Source organism: Ensifer sp. SSB1 (genome assembly GCF_016652895.1).
In the GTDB taxonomy this organism is placed as follows: domain Bacteria; phylum Pseudomonadota; class Alphaproteobacteria; order Rhizobiales; family Rhizobiaceae; genus Ensifer.
The window spans coordinates 23,564-40,063 of record NZ_JAEPRP010000057.1; the positions used below are offsets into that span (position 1 = coordinate 23,564).

Below are 16,500 nucleotides of genomic sequence, written 5' to 3' on the forward strand. Positions count from 1 at the left end.
AGACACTGATGAGCCAGCTATTCTCGCCAGCGGACATGCTTCACGAGGCCGCCATCGAGATCACGGCAATGAACAAGTGGTATGGCGCGTTCCACGTGCTGCGCGACATCAATCTCACAGTGCGCCGCGGCGAGCGGATCGTAATCTGCGGCCCCTCCGGCTCAGGCAAATCGACGATGATCCGGTGCATCAACCGGCTCGAAGAACACCAGTCCGGCACGATCGTGGTGGACGGCATCGAGCTCACCAATGACCTCAAGAAGATCGACGACGTGCGCCGCGAAGTTGGCATGGTATTCCGCACTTCAATCTCTTTCCGCATCTCACCATCTTGCAAAACTGCATGCTCGCCCCCGTCTGGGTTCGCAAGGTGCCGGAGAAACAGGCAAAGGAACTGGCCATGCATTTCCTTGAGAAGGTCAAGATACCGGAGCAGGCGCATAAATTTCCGGGTCAGCTCTCGGGCGGCCAGCAGCAGCGCGTGGCGATCGCGCGCTCGCTCTGCATGAAGCCGAAGGTCATGCTTTTCGATGAGCCGACCTCAGCGCTTGATCCGGAGATGATCAAGGAGGTGCTCGACACCATGATCGCTCTGGCCGAAGAGGGAATGACAATGCTCTGCGTCACGCACGAGATGGGCTTTGCCCAGGCTGTAGCAGACCGTGTGATCTTTATGGATCAAGGCCAGATCGTCGAGCAAAACGAACCAAATGCATTTTTTGGCGCTCCGCAGTCGGAACGCACACGCGAGTTCCTTGGCCAGATCCTCGGGCATTGAAGAGCTCTCCATAAGGATCGTCGACGTTGTTTAAGTGGCTCTACGCCGTGCGCCTGTAGGAATTCGAGCCGCGATAGTCGCGGCTCGCGTCGGCGACTGAACGGTGCAAGGAGACGAGTGGAGAAAGAGACGCCAGTCACTTCTCCACCCGCAGAACTGGTATCAGTCGTCGACGGTGTCGAACGCATCTAACACACGCGAAGAATAGACGAGAGCCGCGCCGGCATTGAGGGCGACAGCCACTCCGAGTGCCTCAGCAATCTCTTCGCGCGTCGCTCCAACCTTCGCCGCTTCGGCGGTATGGCTCGCGATACAACCATCGCAGCGCGTCGTGACCGCGACTGCAAGCGCGATCAGCTCTCGCGTCTTGGCATCCAACCGACCTGTCTTTTGCCCAGCGCTTCCCAGCAGGCGAGCGCCTTCGAGCGTAGAAGGCGACAACCGTCCCAGTTCATTGACGCGTGCCGACAGCTCCTGCCGATACTTTCCCCACTCGAGCATTTGACCTCCATAAAGCTGAGACTGGATCGTGGGGGCCAGTTCCGATCCGCTTGGGAACGCGACCCGGCTGCCCCGCCCCTGCAGGAGTATCGGGAAAGCACCATGAGCAGAAATGGTATGATTTCACTCGCTCATGAACGGAGCTCATGACGAGGCAGGAGGAGCCAATCGTACGCCTTGAAAGGAATCGAACCCGCGACCCCTTCTTATAGTGAGTTCCAGGCATGTCTTTACGCTAGGATTCCACAACGGGCAAACATGTCCGCGTTCCTGGCTTGCACGTCCAGGAGGGATCTTTCAGAGCGCGAATTAGGCGTGGATTTCATCACCAAATGGTGCTATTTGCAAGCATCGAACTCAGGAAGCCAACGATGCGATCGACTATCAATCTCGACGACACGCTCATGGAAAGGGCTAGGTCCCTAACCGGCACAAAAGAAACCGCCGCTCTGGTTCGCCAAGCGCTGGAGACGCTTGTTCGTGTTGAGTCGGGAAAACGTCTCATTGCGCTCGGGGGAACTATGCCGGATGCGGAGGCAGCCCCACGCCGCCGGAGCGCAGCGGCCAAGTGATACTTGCTGACACCTCCATCTGGATCGATCATTTCCGGCACGGCGATGCAGAGTTACGTGCGATTATTGAGGACGATCGTCTCCTCTGCCATCCGGCTGTAATTGGTGAATTGGCACTTGGCAGCCTTCGGGATCGAGGCAGCGTGATAGCTTTTCTGGCGGCTCAACGTGAAGCGTTCATTGCAACCCACGACGAAGTCATGATGATGATTGATCGCCACGCCATTTTCAGTATGGGCATTGGCTACACAGATGCCCACTTGCTGGCCTCAATTCTCCTTGATCAGCGAGCGGCCTTGTGGACCCGAGACAAACGTCTGCGGGCAGCCGCTGAAAAGGCAGGGGCTTCGCTTTATCCATCTGCCAATGCGCGAAATTGAACGCTGAGCGAACGATAGCCGTCTCTCATGGTGGACAGAGGGTTGAGTCGCGAGGGCAGGTGTCAGTCGATACATTATGCGATCCCAGACGCACGAACCGAAAACAAACCGAGCACAGCGGCACTCCATCCGCTTCTACAAAATCTGCCCTGTAGCACCGTGACCCCACGTTCAGCGCTCATCTGACAAGTTGAGCCCAGCCGGCTCGAATTCGTCAATTTCCTGAACTCGGCTTCTCTATTGGATATGCCGCTGCCCATCCACCACCCAGCGTCTCGCAGAGCGTGACATAGGCCGTAGCGATCGCTACCTCGTTCTGCACCAGCTTGTCTTCCGCCGAATAGAGATCGTCTTGCGCGTCTAGCAGGTCGAGGAAGTCTGCTGCGCCGGACTTGTACAACTCGCTCGACTGCGCGACGGCCTGCTTGTAGGCGACAACGCTCCGGCGTAAAGCCACTTGGCGGTGACGCTCGCGACTGTAGCTGACGAGTGCGTTTTCCACCTCCTCCACGGCGCTCGCCACCGTTTCGCGATAGGCCAGATATTGCTCTCGCGCCTGCGAACGCTCGACGTCGACAAGTGCCTTGCGCCGGCCGGCGTCGAACACCGGTACAGTCAGCGACGGGCCGATCGCCCAGCCGCCGCTATCGGTCGAAAGGCCGGCTATGCGTTCAGCGGAGATGGTGATCGAACCAGAAAGCGACAGGCTCGGATACAGGTCCGCCTCACGCACGCCGATATCGGCGACCGCGGCCGCCAGGTTTCGTTCGGTACGGCGAATGTCTGGCCGGTTGCGCAGCAGATCCGCCGGCAATCCGGCCGAGATACTCCGCCGTGGCAACGGCACTCCCCTGCCCTTCGTGATCTCAGTACGGATCGTTGCAACCGGAAGGTCGAGCAGAGTTGCCAGCCGATTGAGGGATGCGTGCAGCGAGATTTCAAGCGCGGGAATGTTTGCTCCGTCGAAGCAGCCCCCCCGATCGCCTGGGAGACGTCCAGGTTTGTGGCTCCGCCAGCTTGAAGCTGCGCTTTGACAACAGCGACCGCCTCTCGTTTTCCCGTGAGCGCTCTCTGCGCCACGCCAAGTCGATTTTGGTATCCGCGCGCCTCGACATAGGCGGTGGCGATATCACCGAGCAGGGTGAGGCGCGCTGCACTCAGATCCTCCTGCGCCGCTTGCACCGTAGCTTGTGCACCTTCGCGGCTGCGTCGGTACTTGCCGAAGAGATCAATCTCCCAGCCGACAATCGCCTCGCCCGCCGCAGTGGTCGACTTCGACTGGCCATTCGTTTTCGTCGTTTCGGATGCGACCGAACCATCGATATCAGGCGACCCTTCGGCTCCTGCCGCCTTGGCATCAGCCTGTGCCTCACGGATCCGTTCCAGGGCCTGAGCCACGGCCAAGTTGGCGATCTGCCCTTTAGCAATGAGCCGGTTTAGCAAAGGATCAGACAGCGCCTCCCACCAGCGCGTCTCGGGTTCGACTGCCCTCCCCCTGGATACTGGTTCGGCATAATTGGTGACCAGTGACACGTCGGGCGTGGCGTAGTCGGGGCCAACGGCGGCGCAGCCGCCGAGAAGGCAGACCGTTGCCAATACGATAAAAAGATGGCGCACGAGTCAGCTCTCCTGCGCTTTCACCGATGCACGTGGCTCTGTCTCTTCCGGCAGGAGCTTGCCGAGGATCCGGCCAAGAACGCGCTGGATGTCATCAAGGAACGTGTAGACGACAGGCACGTAAACCAGGCTGAGGACCGTCGACGACAGGAGCCCGCCGATCACGGCGATGGCCATCGGTGCACGCGTTTCCGCATCAGCGCCGATCCCAAGCGCAATCGGCAGCATGCCGGCCCCCATGGCGATCGACGTCATGACAATCGGCCGTGCGCGCTTGCACGCGGCATCGAGCAGCGCCTCCATGCGGCTCATGCCACTCTCCTGCTCCGCTTTCAGCGCATATTCGACGAGCAGGATCGAATTCTTGGCGGCAATGCCCATCAGCATCAGCAGTCCGATCAGTGCCGAAATCCCGATTGCATTGCCCGTCAGCAACAGGAAGCCGAGCGCGCCGCCGACGGAAAGCGGCAGGGCGACGAGGATTGTCACCGGCTGGACGAAACCCCGGAAAAGCAGCACGAGCGTCAGATACATGAGCAGGATGCCGGCGCTGATCGCGGTCGCAAACCCCGAAAACAGTTCCTGCATGCGGGCCGTGTCGCCGCGTGCAAGCTCATGGACGCCGTCCGGCAGCGACTGGATCGCCGCCAAGTTGCCGATTGCCGCGCTCGCCTCGCCGAGGGTGAGATCCGACAATTCCGCCTCGATCGTGACGCTGCGACTGCGGTCGACACGGCTTATGGTGTTCGGTCCGGCATCAAAGTCGATGTCGGCGATCGCGCCGAGCGGCACGGTACCCTTGGTGCCGGTCAACGGCAGAACCGCAAGTTTGGAAGGATCATCGATCGCTCCGTCCGGCAGCGTTACGACGATGGATATCTGGCGGTCGCCGAGGTTGAACTTCGGCAGGCTCGCATCGTTGTCGCCGATGGTCGCCACCTTCACCGTCTCGGCGATCTCGGCCGGGGTGATCCCGAGCTCGGATGCGCGCGTGTTGTCCGGACGGATGATCAGCTCGGGCTTCGTGTTGGTGGCGGTCGATGTCGGATGCGTCAAACCAGGGACGGACTGCATTTCTCGCAGCAACGCATTGCTTGCGGCTTCAAGCACATTGGGATCGTCACCGACAAGCGTGACGGAAACCTTGGCGCCCGAAGAACCGTCGCCACCAAACTGAATGCGGGCTCCCGCTATATCGGCAAGCTTCGAGGCGGCTTGCGCTTCGAATTCCTGTTGCGAAATGGCGCGCTCGTCCGCCGCAACGAGGTTCACGGTCACCGTCGCCGTGCGAACCTCCGCGGAGGATGACGATCGGTTCGGGCCACCGCCTGATTCCGCAGCCGTGCCGACCGCGGCAAAGACGCTGGCGACGACCGGATCGCCCTGAAGACGGTGGGTAATGTCCTTCACGACGGCCGCCGTCTGTTCGATGGTCGAACCCGGCGCCAGTTCGAGAGAGATCACCGACCGACCGCGATCCGTCGCCGCCATGAATTCGGTCGGAAGCTGCGTCGCCAGCATGATCGAGCCGGCAAAAAATGCGACGCCCGCAAAAAGCGTGATCCAGCGGTGCCTGAGCGCCGTGCGCAACAGCAGGACGTAGGCCGGCACCCAGGTGGGGGTATCCTCTTTGGCATGGCCTCCGGCGCGCATCAGATAGGCGGCCATCAGCGGCGTCAACATCCGCGCGACCACGAGCGAGAAGAGTACCGAGACGCAGACGGCGACGGCAAAGGAGAGGAAGAATTTGCCGGGGATGCCCGGCATGAACGCCACAGGCAAAAAGACCGCGACAATGGTCGCCGTGGTCGCGACCACAGCGAGGCCGATCTCGTCGGCTGCTTCGATCGCCGCGCGGTAGGCACTGGCGCCCGTATGGCGCATATGGCGGACGATGTTTTCGATCTCGACAATGGCATCGTCGACGAGAATCCCCACCACCAACGACAGCGCCAGCAGCGTGATATTGTTCAGCGATATATCGAAGGCCCACATCACTGCGAAGGTCGGGATCAAGGACATCGGCATGGCGACTGCCGAAATCAGCGTGGCGCGGATATCGCGCAGGAATAGCCAGACGACGCCGATTGCGAGCAGCGCGCCTAGCCACAGGGCTTCGAGCGCCGCATCATAACTTTCCTCGACGAAGCCTGAGGACGAGGTCACCTCCGTGAAGGTGACCTTAGCGTTTCCGGCGTCGGTCGCGGCAATCGCCGCACGGACCTTTTCGACGACGTCGAGCTCGCTCGAGCCGATCGAGCGATAGACGCTGAATGCCACCACTTCCCTGCCGTTCAGGAACGCGGTCTGGCGCGGCTTCTCCCAGCCATCGACGACCTGCCCGAGATCCGAGAGCTTCACATCGTTGCCGTTGGAGAGTGGAACGTGCGTTTCTGCAAGCGCCTCGACCGTGCTCGCGCTGCCGACGGTTCTGACCGACTGTTCCCGGCCGCCGACATTGGCGCGACCGCCCGGCTGATTGACGTTGATCCTCGCAAGTTGCTGGCTGATGTCGGCAGCGCTGATACCGAGTGCTGCGAGCCTATCCGGGTCGAGCTCGACCCGGATCACGCGATCAACGCCCCCGGAACGCTCGATTTTCGATACACCATCCACCCCAAGCATCGCCTTGGCGACGTCGTTGTCGATGTACCAGCTCAAGTCATCCGAGGCCATGGACGGCGCGTCGACCGTGAATGTCAGCACGGAGTTGCCTGTTGCGTTGACGCGGGTGACGATCGGCTCGGTCACACCGTCCGGCAAGTCGGATTGAACCGAAGACACGGCGTTGCGCACGTCATTGGTTGCGGTCTCCGGATCGGTGTCGAGCGTGAACTCAACGGTTGTGGTCGACGAGCCTTCGCTGATCGACGTCGAAACGTCGTCGACGCCTTCGAGACTGGCAACAGCGTTCTCGATGACTTGCGCGACCTGGACCTCCATTTCGCTCGGCGCAGCACCCGGCTGCGACACTGTCACCGTTACGGTCGGCAAATCGATGTCAGGCTGATTGTTGATGCGAAGCTGCATGAACCCGTAAAGCCCGGCGATCGTCAGCGAGAGAAAGAGGACGATAGTCGGAACAGGGTTGCGGATCGACCAGGAGGAAATGGCGTTCATTTAAATGTCTCGTTGCTCGCGGTGTTGGAGGTATTGCCTGCCTCGATAGGGCTAACGCGGACGGTGTTGCCGTCCGATAGGAACCCTGCCCCGGCGATGACGACGCTTTCCCCGCCTTCCAGACCTGATGTCACGGTGACGCGCCCACCGCTGCGCGTGCCGGTTTCAATCGCGCGCGCCGTGACTTTGCCGTCGTCTTCGACAATAAAAACGGACGGCATGCCGTCCCTCCAGATCAGCGCGCTTTCGGCAACGCTCGGCATGCGGCTTACTGCGGTTTCGATCGAAACGCGTGCGAACATGCCCGGCTTGAGCCCGGAACCGTTTGAGAGCGAAACGCGCACCGTGCCGAGGCGGGTGGTTGCATCGACCTTCTCCGCAACAGACGAAACGCTGCCTTGGGTCACCCTGCCTGACGCGTCGGTGACCGTCGCCGCCTGCCCAACCGCGACGGATTGCAGGTTCTTTTCGGGAACCTGCACGGCGACCTCGACCCTGCCGTCGCGGATGATCTTCAAGAGCTCAGTCCCGGTCTGGACGATGGCTCCAACGACGGCTGGTCTCTCGGAAACGACGCCATCGAACGGGGCCCGGATCTCGGTCTGCGCGAGTTCCGCCTCTTTCCGCTCAGCGGCCGCTTCCGCCTGGGCAAGCTGGGCGCGGCTGGTCTTGAACGTGGTTGACTTTTCTTCGGCGCTCTCGACGCTGATTGCCTTGCTGACCAGGAGTTTTTGCGCGCGTACAGACGCCGACTGGGCGGACTCCAGCGTCGCGCGTGCCTGCTCGACCGCGGCCCGCTGTTCGGCGAGCTGCGCCTTCAAGAGCGCGCTGTCCAGCCGTGCGACAATCTCGCCGCTTTCGACGTGGTCGCCTTCCTCGACAAGAACGTCCGCCAAACGCAGTCCGCTTGCTTCGGCGCCGATTGTCGCCTCCTGCCAGGCCCCGATCGATCCGGTTGCCGTTACGAAAGTGGCTGATGGCTCCGTGCGGACCTTCTCGACGGAGACCGTCAACGAAGCCTGGGGCCCGACGGGTCCTTCTGCCGGCGCCTCGTTCGTTCGCCCGTAGGCCTTCAGCACCACGAGAGCTGCGACCGGGACGAGGACCGCTGCGATGAGCAAGGATCTTTTAAGTGACGTTATCATGGGTATTGCTCTTGTCATGGTCTGCATCAGCAACGCGTCATTTCGATTCCAAAGAGATCAACGCGTTGCCGGTGCGTCGGATGGAAGGCTGGCCGGTCCGCTAGGGGCGGTGGTGGAGGACCGGCCAGCGCCGCCGGTCGGAGGGCCCTTCCGCCAGGGGACGGCTTCAGGGATGGCCCAGTTTGTGGCCGCCTGCCGGGCCGGCTGCGTCCTCCGGCGCGCGCCCCCTGCTTCCCGGGTCGAACCCAGGCCCCCAGGGGTGAATCGCCGAAGCGAGAATTGCTTGCTGCTCAGGGGTCAGCGTGGTGCGGAGTGCCGCTATGGCCGATTTCAGTTTCCGCGCGGCTGCCGCGCGCTTGACGAAGTCGTCGGCGAGCGCTTCCTCTCGCGCGAACGGCCCGGTTTCCACCTCCGAAGCCAATTGAGGCGGCCCCCCCGGAATGGCGTCCGGGTGCGGCTCACGCGGATCGAACTGGCGTGGACCCGGCGGCGGCAGGAGCGCCTGCAAGGCGCTGGTGTAGTCGCGCCATGCGTTCAGTTGCTCGGCGCGAATTCCGATGCGTGTCTCGAGGATCGCCAAACAGGCGGCAAGCGCCGCTTCAGGTGGCACATCCAGTCCAGGTATCTGGCGCCCAGCGCGCCCTTCGAACCGACGCGGCCCTGGCGGGACAAGGTCGACATGTCCTGCGCGCTTCAAGCTCTCGCCGCCCTCTTCGGTGACTGCGGGCTCGCTCTGATCGACGGCCGATGCTGTGTGCGCGGCAGCAACCTGAACAACTGCAATGGATGCGACGCCAAGCGCCCGAAATCCGTTTCGCATGATGCACTTCCTTTCCACATGTCTGTGACGAAGGGAGAGGTAGAACGCATCCATTTCCGGCGTGCTTCGAGCTGTGTCTCAAGGTTTCTCGTTTCAGGAGATTTGTTGCTGAACATTGCTGGGCGATCGACGGAAACATTCGGTTGCAAATTTCCAAGCGAGACCCTTGGCTCGGCCCTATAGTCACGGCTGATAACAGGAACTGAATGACACGGACGATGCAGACGCAGCCGCATATTCTTGTCGTCGATGATGACGGCGAAATCCGAACCTTGCTTGGACGCTATCTCGATGGTCAGGGTTTCCGCGTATCCGCGGCCGCCAACCGTGCAGAATGCGAGAAGAGGCTGGCCACGGGCCATTTCGATCTCGTCGTCCTCGACGTCATGCTGCCCGATGGCTCGGGACTGGACATCTGTCGCGCCTTGCGCGATCGCAAGCCGCATGTTCCGGTGATCCTGCTGACTGCCTTGAAGGAAGATGTCGACCGCATCATCGGGCTCGAGCTCGGCGCGGACGATTATCTCGGCAAGCCTTTCAATCCGCGTGAGCTCGTCGCGCGCATTCGTGCCGTGCTCCGCCGAACGGCCATCGGCCAGGGCGATGCCCCGATCAAGCGCAGCTATCATTTCTCCGGATACACGATGGAGCCCGAAACGAGGCAGGTCACAAACGCGGCTGGAGAAAACATTGACCTGACCGGCGCCGAGTTCGAACTTCTCCAGGTCTTTCTCGAGCGGCCCGGCCGTCTTCTGTCTCGCGATCAGCTCCTCGATCTCACCCAAGGACGCGGGCGCGATCCGCTCGACCGTTCAATCGACGTGCTGATGAGCCGGCTGCGCCGCAAACTCGGCGAAAACGAGGGATCGCCTCTGTTCAAGACCGTCCGGAACGGCGGCTACCAACTGACCGTGCGCGTCGAAGCCGGGGACATGTCCGAATGACCTCGCTCAGAATGCGCATTGCGATCCTGCTGGTCGCCTCGATCGTCGGCGTCGTCGGGCTCGCCACACTCGCGGTCGTCAGTGTTATTCGCGGCCCCGCGCCCGAAGCGACGGTCGAGCCCCTGGCCCGGCAAATCCGACTTCTCACCGAGCTGCTGCCAACCGATGCAGCAGGCAAGGCGCAACCAGAAATCGATCTCAGCGACCGGCCGGCCGAAGGTGAAGTGGATGAAAGAGCCACGCAGTTCCTCAACGAAGCGTTCAAGAAGAGCGGCAGCGCACTTACCGCCGTCGTCGCGCGCGCCGTGGGACGGCCCGGCATCGTGGCTTCCGTTCCGCTTGCGAGCGGTCAGTGGTTGATCCTCGATGTTCCCGATTATTCGCCGCCGCGCGATCGCTGGTTGGTGCTGGCGGGCTGGATCATCCTGATCGTGCTCGGCGCCACCGCCGTCTCGCTCTACTTTGCGGCCGTGCTCACACGACCCGTGGCAATGCTGGAAAAGGCTGTGACGCGTGTGGGACCGGATGGCGTTCTCGCCCCTCTTCCGGAAGACGGCTCGAGCGACGTTCGCGCCGCGGCGCGCGCCCTTAACCGGCTTTCGTCACGGCTCAAGTCGGCGATGGAGAGCCGGATGCGGCTCATTGCAGCGGCGGGGCACGATCTCAGAACCCCCATGACCCGCATGCGGCTCCGCGCCGAGTTCCTGCCGGACGAAGAGCGCGAGAATTGGGTGAGAGATCTCGATGAGCTCGATCGCATCGCCGATAGCGCCATCAGCCTGGTGCGCGAGGAAATCGACGAGGGCAACCTCGAACCCACGGCCTTGGACGGCGCGGTGCTCGGCATTGTCGAGGAACTCGCCTCCCTCGGCCTGAAGGTGGAGGCGGGCCGGATCGACAAGGTCTCCGTGCGCGCTGGCGGGCTTGGCCTGCGCCGCGCGCTCAGAAACCTGATTGTCAATGCCGCAACCCACGGCCACGGCTGCCAGGTCGATGTCTCGGCCAAAAACAACGAGGCAATCATCACAATCACCGACCGGGGTCCCGGCATCCCATCGGATCTGCTCGACAAGGCCTTCGAGCCCTTCTTTCGCGTTGATCCCGCCCGCCGGCAATCCGTACCTGGGGCAGGTTTGGGACTGGCGATCGCCAAGGAGATCATCGAACGATACGGTGGATCGATTACCCTTTTTAATCGGACAGGCGGCGGGCTGGAGCAGCGGATCGTGTTTGGTCGACTAACTGGATCCCGATTGTAGAGCCGTACGCAATCGCGACGTTAGCTGAGGCAGCATCAAGCGAGCGATGCGGAAAAGTCTGCCGCTCGTTGCGCGGTTTGCCCGCCGGCAAAGAGGGCTCCTCCCACCACCGCTACATCGATATCAAGCGCCTTTAATCGAGCGAAATGCTCCGGCCCAATCTTTCCGTCGACGACGGTGTAGAGGCCCTTAGGTCTTCGCGCCAGGCGCTCGAAAGCCGGTCGTTCCAGCGAGGACGCAGAGCAATTCTACTTCTGGCCAGAGACCGAAGAGGATGTTGTTTTGCATTTAACTGCCAGACTCCGACGGCAATAACTTCAATAAGATAGCCTGGCACTTAATCTGAGACTTGGCAGTTAACTTGAGATTGCCGCTTTGATTTTCGCACGTAACGTGAGATTCAACCGCCGAGGAAAGGGATGGTGTTTCTGAATGAACGATCCATTGCCCGACGAGATTGACGAAGCGTTTCGGGATGAGCGTATCGACGAGCCGAGGCGATGCTTTCCATGCTTCGTGGCCATATGATGGGTGAGAATAGAGCCCGCTTCGGCAACGCTATAGGAGAGATGGTGGGCTGCGGTCGCCAATTGCGCATGTCTTCGCAGTCACACTTTCAGCCCACGGAATCTCAGATTAAATGCCAACCGTGAAATAAACGGCCGCATTCTCACAGTTAAATGCCAAACGACAACCCGGAAGCGACGCGCATGGCGCGCTATGCCGCCGGCGGCCGGCAGGGATTGGCACAGGGACTGTTTCAGGTCGGCGGCCAGGCGGGCGGCGCGCTCGGCCCGGTCTTCGCTGCGCTGATCATCGTTCCCTGGGGACAGCCGAGCCTCGCCTGGTTTGCCGTTCTCGCATTGATGGCCATGGCACTTCTTGTATGGATCGGTAGCAAGCAGCGGGAGATCGGCGCCGCATTCATGGCGTTGCGGGCAGACGGCAAGAAGGCGGACGGCGCCGTTCGTCACGCGCCAGCGACGATCGGGGTAGCCCTGGGGGTCCTGACGCTGCTGATGTTTACTAAGAACGCCTATGGCGAGAGCTTCCGCTCATTCTACACCTTCTATCTCATGGAGAAGTTCGGTCTCTCCATCCCCTCTGCGCAGATGATGCTGTTCATCTTCCTGCTGGCTTCGGCGGCAGGGGCGCTGATTGGCGGCATTATCGGGGATCGTATCGGACGTTACCGGATCATCTGGATTTCCGTCCTTGGGCCGCTTCCGCTAACACTGATCCTGCCGCATGCCGACCTGTTCTGGACCGGCGTGCTGACGGTCATGATCAACCTGATCATGGCGAGCGCCTTCGCCTCCATCCTGATCTACGCAATCGAGTTGCTGCCGCACCGGATAGGACTCATTGGTGGGCTGTTCTACGGCCTGAATTTCGGCCTTGGCGGTATAGCCGCAGCGCTTCTCGGAATACTGGCCGACAGCTATGGTGTCGAAACGGTTTACTACGTCTGCTCCTTCCTCCCGCTTGCGGGGCTTCTCGCGTGGTTCCTTCCGAGGATTGAAGAGGGCCACGCTTGAAGACATCGGTCCTATGGCCGGATGCCCTGTGGTCATAAGGTCCAGTCGATACATTATGCGATCGTTTTGGCCCAAAACGCGAACATTGTCGGAACAGGCAATATAAAGAGCATAACGAACTAGCTGCTGGCTCCACCCATACCGACTCTTCGCCCATCCCAGAGACGTGCGACCTTTGCAACTCGCGTAGCCAACCTCCGCTTAGTGTCGCGAGAGCGCCCGCTCAGCGATCGACTTCGCTGACGAACTCGGAAGTGAAACACCCAGATCTAGCCAGTGAATTACGTTATAGAAATGTTGCCCATCCCCATTCATGTAGCGCTCCAGGAGTTGAGCTAGACGTGTTTTCGACAACGTCTGAATGCATCGAAGTGTGAATACGACGCGGTATTCATCGTGCTTATCTTGCATCTCACGAAGCAGAAGCTCGTCCTTCAACTCGGTAATCAAGTTTTTCGGTAGCAGCTTCGCTAGCGAGATCCGTATCGCTCCTTGAAGATCAAGAGCAAGCATATCCGCAACCCGGCCCTTCCCCAGAGCAAAAATCGCCGAGGCCTTTTGACTTGGTGCCTCTGTCCGAGCGAAATCTAACAAGCTCGTTTTGCGCTTTGAACTATCTCCTAATTTGCTGACTCGCTCAAGGTCCGACCAATCGCCAAACCGAGACAAGAAACTCAGCACTTTTTGGTGAGCGCCCACTTCGAACTCGTCGATAATTCTGCGAACAAGTGGAACGTCTTCTTTTCTTCCCACGGCGCATAAGGCTTCCAGTGCGGCCTCGCAGAGCTTCCCCCTATGGAAACTCTCCACGCTTCTTACGGATTGCTCGATATCAGCCGCCGGGATCGACGCAAACTCTTTAGCGACTTTCTCGTCAAAGTGCCGCTTGAATCTGTCTCGAAGATTTTCCCTGATTTCATCCTTCATTTTGGAAGGATATTTGGCGTAGAGCGCCGTTAGTTCTCGTTGGTCGAAGACACCCGCTGACTGAACCTTTGCGACCAACTCATTTAGTCCCAACTCGGACAGGCGATTCAAACGGTAACGATCGTATAAGGTGTCATCGGTCTGAAGTCCTCCCAATCCTGTCAGCAATCTTGAAGACGGCCTCACCACTCGAAGCGCCTTTTTTATCACCTCGTCATCAAGTTGTTCTCCGTGACGCTCAAGAGTTTCTGCCGCTATCAGGCGGATTTCGTGATTACTGTCCGTCAATAGAGTATGAGCGACATCAATAGCGATCGCTTTTCGGCCAAACAGTATTTCAGTGGCCCGCAGTCTTACAATTTCCGGCTTGGCTGATAGGCAAGAAATCATAGTGTTTGTCGACAGAGACTGCGGACTTTCAAATAAGAATTCTGCGATCCTACTGTCGATACTGTTGACTTCTTTTTCGACCAACCGCTTGAGTGCCCCATCCACGCGGGTCCGAGAAACGATGGCAACGATGGCGCCTTCGACTTTGTCGCGTCTGGCCGGAGAAGACTCCGCTGTTACCTCTTCGATAAGAGGAATAGCCCCTTCGTCTCCATTATGCGAAAGGTAGGATACAGCGGCATCAAATACCTGAGCCGGCGCTTGATCCGACAACCACGAAGTCAGCACACGCTTTAGGTCAAATACTTCGTCAAGAGAGGGAATTGTCTGCGAGCCCAGGCTCAAGAGATCGATGGCCTGCTTTTTCTCAGCTTCGGCCCCGAACATAGCCAGAATTCGTATGCGGAACCAAATTCCTGCATCATCCTTCATGAGCCATCGCCAAAGTGGAGCGTTCTGATGTTGGAATCCCACGACTCCGCAATCGATCAGAGCGCGAACCTCCTGCTCGGAGAGTTCCTCATCTCGATACTTCCTAAAAATTAGGTTCGCATCATGATTCCCGAGGTAGGTCTCGTCATTCCCAGAGCGCGTGACGGCGGTACCAATCAACCGCAAGCGCGCGACTTCATGAGCCGCGGTGCGGTCCCAATCTGGGGTCCGCTCGATTAAGTCCTGCAGGAAGACGCGAGCCGCTTCATCCAGCAAGCGTTCGTTTCCAGTTGGAACGTCCTCAGCGGTTTTGGAGACTGCCGCAGTTCTTTTAGGCTGATCCAACTGGTTGTCGGTTGAAAGAACTTCCGTTTCTCGCCAGCCGATTTCTTCCAGCTTCTCGCGAACCGCATCTCGAAACGTATGGACATCGGCAAAGGGTTTAAAGAAGACCTTTTTTTCATCGATACACTTTTGCCTAAAGCCGAAGACCTTCCGGATATCGTCGCCGGGCTCCAGTCCCGGCGGGACTTCAATGTCTTTGAAGTAGATGGCCATGTCTTTCATAAGGCCATCCGCAATTCTGGCCTCCGCTCTGTAGAACTCCTCCTCGAAGCCAGAGGTGTAACCGTTCGGGTCAGTGCTTGGCCTAGAACCCCATCTGTTCCATAGGACGCCAACGAAGTAATCGCACCTATCTAGGTCCTCGTTTATTTTGCTCTGGGGTCGAACGAAGCCAGGCACCGCGTTCTCCCAGCCCAAAAGCTTAAACAAGATGCCCCATCGCTCGGAGTGGCTGCGATTTACCGCGTTGACGACGTCGTGAGCGGCTTGGCGTTCCTCATCTAATCCCCCCGGTGAACCAATAAAAACGCGAATGATCCTGAGTTTTTCAGACAATCTCTGTGCCCGTCCCCACAGCATCCTAAATTGAAATTTTGCGGATCAACCTAACGTGGTGTTAGAAGCGCGTCCAGCGGGAACACCGCCCCAGCTATCAGTTGAAAGCGCTCATTGATTTGGCTAATCGACGCAATGAGCTCTTGCCTCCTCCGGACCACACGTCTGCGAGTTCCCGGGCACACTACGCAACGTCTGTGAATTGTGCGCAATCTTGCGCCTGCCCGTCTGGCGGAAGAAGATGACCCCATATAAAACTAGGGTTGCATTTTCTGTGTTGGGGGTGTCATGGGACTTGAAATGCGTGCCGGCGCTTGGAGGCTCCTCGGCGTAAAATTGGAGAGTGGCTGGGAGATAGTCGAGCCAGTGGGTTGGGACCCAGCCGATGGCCAAAAGACAGATCACTACAATGGTACAGGCGGACACTTCTCGGTCGCATATATAGCCGAGCGGGAAGGGAAGCGCGCGTTCTTAAAAGCCATAGACCTCTCGTCCGCCATGGGATCGGTCAACGTGCTGAAGGCGCTGCATGAAATCACGTCCGCCCATAATTTTGAGGCGCGTTTACTCCAAATTTGCCAGGGCGGCCACATGGATCGCGTTGTAGTCGCACTGGAGAGCGGGCAAGTGGCGGTCGGCCCGAACCTTCAAGATGCTGCTCCGTATCTAATATTTGAGCTGGCTGACGGCGACGTCAGACGACGCATTCAGAAGGTAAATTCCGATGGCCGCTTAGCGTGGTGGCTTCGGGCAATGCACCATACCGCTGTAGGAATCAGTCAGCTTCATTCCCGGCGTATTGCCCATCAAGATTTGAAGCCCTCGAATGTCTTGAGTTTCGGTCAAAAAGAGGACTTCCGCGTCGCCGATCTTGGCCGCTCCGTGTGCGACGGGACAGCAGGTCCCCACGATGACCTCACTTTTTCTGGAGACTGGGGATACGCCCCTCCGGAAATTTTATACGGCCACATCGATCCAGATTTCGCGAGACGCCGGCTCGGCTGCGACCTTTACCTTCTCGGAAGTATGATTTTCTTCTTTGCCACCGGCTTCGGGTGCACGCAGCAACTTCTAACAAGGTTGGACGTGGCTCAGAGGCCTCTCAGCATTCGGGGGAGCTGGAGGGGTGACTACGAGATGGCACTGCCAATGCTGCAGGCATGCTTTACTGACATGT

11 protein-coding genes and 4 pseudogenes are annotated in these 16,500 nt (G+C 59.4%); 7 read left to right on the forward strand and 8 right to left on the reverse strand.

Annotated elements, in window-relative coordinates; genetic code table 11:
• Window positions 1-8 precede the first annotated feature (8 nt).
• Window positions 9-778 (forward strand): annotated as a pseudogene (locus I8N66_RS16065) (amino acid ABC transporter ATP-binding protein).
• A 162-nt stretch (window positions 779-940) separates the two neighbouring features.
• On the opposite strand, the gene I8N66_RS16070 reads toward I8N66_RS16065, so the two are convergent.
• Entirely contained in the window at window positions 941-1,279 is a 339-nt protein-coding gene (locus I8N66_RS16070) for a carboxymuconolactone decarboxylase family protein (protein ID WP_291155162.1), read from the reverse strand.
• Between the two features lie 371 nt (window positions 1,280-1,650).
• Between I8N66_RS16070 and I8N66_RS16075 the strand changes: the two genes are divergently transcribed.
• The gene (locus I8N66_RS16075; RefSeq protein ID WP_017958375.1) at window positions 1,651-1,851 is read left to right on the forward strand and encodes a type II toxin-antitoxin system VapB family antitoxin; all 201 of its coding nucleotides are present in this window, start codon (window positions 1,651-1,653) and stop codon (window positions 1,849-1,851) included.
• Window positions 1,848-2,231: a type II toxin-antitoxin system VapC family toxin gene (locus tag I8N66_RS16080; RefSeq protein ID WP_291155181.1), complete on the forward strand. Its 384-nt coding sequence runs from the start codon at window positions 1,848-1,850 to the stop codon at window positions 2,229-2,231. Before I8N66_RS16075 ends, I8N66_RS16080 begins: the two co-directional genes overlap by 4 nt.
• Before the next feature lie 214 nt (window positions 2,232-2,445).
• Here I8N66_RS16080 and I8N66_RS16085 read toward each other — a convergent pair whose 3' ends face one another.
• The 5 genes and pseudogenes from I8N66_RS16085 to I8N66_RS16105 form a co-directional block, all read right to left on the reverse strand.
• Window positions 2,446-3,072 (reverse strand): TolC family protein, encoded by a 627-nt coding sequence (locus I8N66_RS16085; protein ID WP_291155183.1) that lies wholly within the window; start codon window positions 3,070-3,072, stop codon window positions 2,446-2,448.
• A 200-nt stretch (window positions 3,073-3,272) separates the two neighbouring features.
• Window positions 3,273-3,848: pseudogene (locus I8N66_RS37545) on the reverse strand (TolC family protein); the annotation flags it as partial.
• A 3-nt stretch (window positions 3,849-3,851) separates the two neighbouring features.
• The gene (locus tag I8N66_RS16095; RefSeq protein WP_291155187.1) at window positions 3,852-6,968 is read right to left on the reverse strand and encodes an efflux RND transporter permease subunit; all 3,117 of its coding nucleotides are present in this window, start codon (window positions 6,966-6,968) and stop codon (window positions 3,852-3,854) included.
• Window positions 6,965-8,113: an efflux RND transporter periplasmic adaptor subunit gene (locus I8N66_RS16100; RefSeq protein WP_291155189.1), complete on the reverse strand. Its 1,149-nt coding sequence runs from the start codon at window positions 8,111-8,113 to the stop codon at window positions 6,965-6,967. The genes I8N66_RS16095 and I8N66_RS16100 overlap by 4 nt, the downstream gene beginning before the upstream one ends.
• Window positions 8,114-8,279: 166 nt before the next feature.
• Entirely contained in the window at window positions 8,280-8,933 is a 654-nt protein-coding gene (locus I8N66_RS16105; RefSeq protein WP_291155191.1) for a hypothetical protein, read from the reverse strand.
• Between the two features lie 218 nt (window positions 8,934-9,151).
• Here I8N66_RS16105 and I8N66_RS16110 point away from each other — a divergent pair, with 218 nt between their 5' ends.
• The 3 genes from I8N66_RS16110 (at window position 9,152) to I8N66_RS16120 (ending at window position 12,674) form a co-directional block, all read left to right on the forward strand.
• The gene (locus I8N66_RS16110; RefSeq protein ID WP_291155199.1) at window positions 9,152-9,877 is read left to right on the forward strand and encodes a response regulator; all 726 of its coding nucleotides are present in this window, start codon (window positions 9,152-9,154) and stop codon (window positions 9,875-9,877) included.
• Window positions 9,874-11,136 carry an ATP-binding protein gene (locus I8N66_RS16115; RefSeq protein WP_291155193.1) on the forward strand — a complete coding sequence of 421 codons (1,263 nt, stop codon included), beginning with the start codon at window positions 9,874-9,876 and terminating at the stop codon, window positions 11,134-11,136. Before I8N66_RS16110 ends, I8N66_RS16115 begins: the two co-directional genes overlap by 4 nt.
• Window positions 11,137-11,816: 680 nt before the next feature.
• Window positions 11,817-12,674, forward strand: a complete 858-nt coding sequence (locus tag I8N66_RS16120; RefSeq protein WP_365887369.1) for an MFS transporter — start codon at window positions 11,817-11,819, stop codon at window positions 12,672-12,674.
• A gap of 201 nt (window positions 12,675-12,875) precedes the next feature.
• Here the strand turns inward: I8N66_RS16120 and I8N66_RS16125 are convergent, their stop codons facing one another.
• On the reverse strand, window positions 12,876-14,990 hold the full coding sequence (locus I8N66_RS16125) for a hypothetical protein (RefSeq protein WP_291155195.1): 2,115 nt from the start codon (window positions 14,988-14,990) through the stop codon (window positions 12,876-12,878).
• Window positions 14,991-15,026: 36 nt separating this feature from the next.
• Window positions 15,027-15,347, reverse strand: a pseudogene (locus I8N66_RS37550) (DUF4062 domain-containing protein); the annotation flags it as partial.
• 264 nt (window positions 15,348-15,611) lie between these two features.
• Between I8N66_RS37550 and I8N66_RS16130 the strand changes: the two are divergent.
• Window positions 15,612-16,500: pseudogene (locus I8N66_RS16130) on the forward strand (hypothetical protein); the annotation flags it as partial.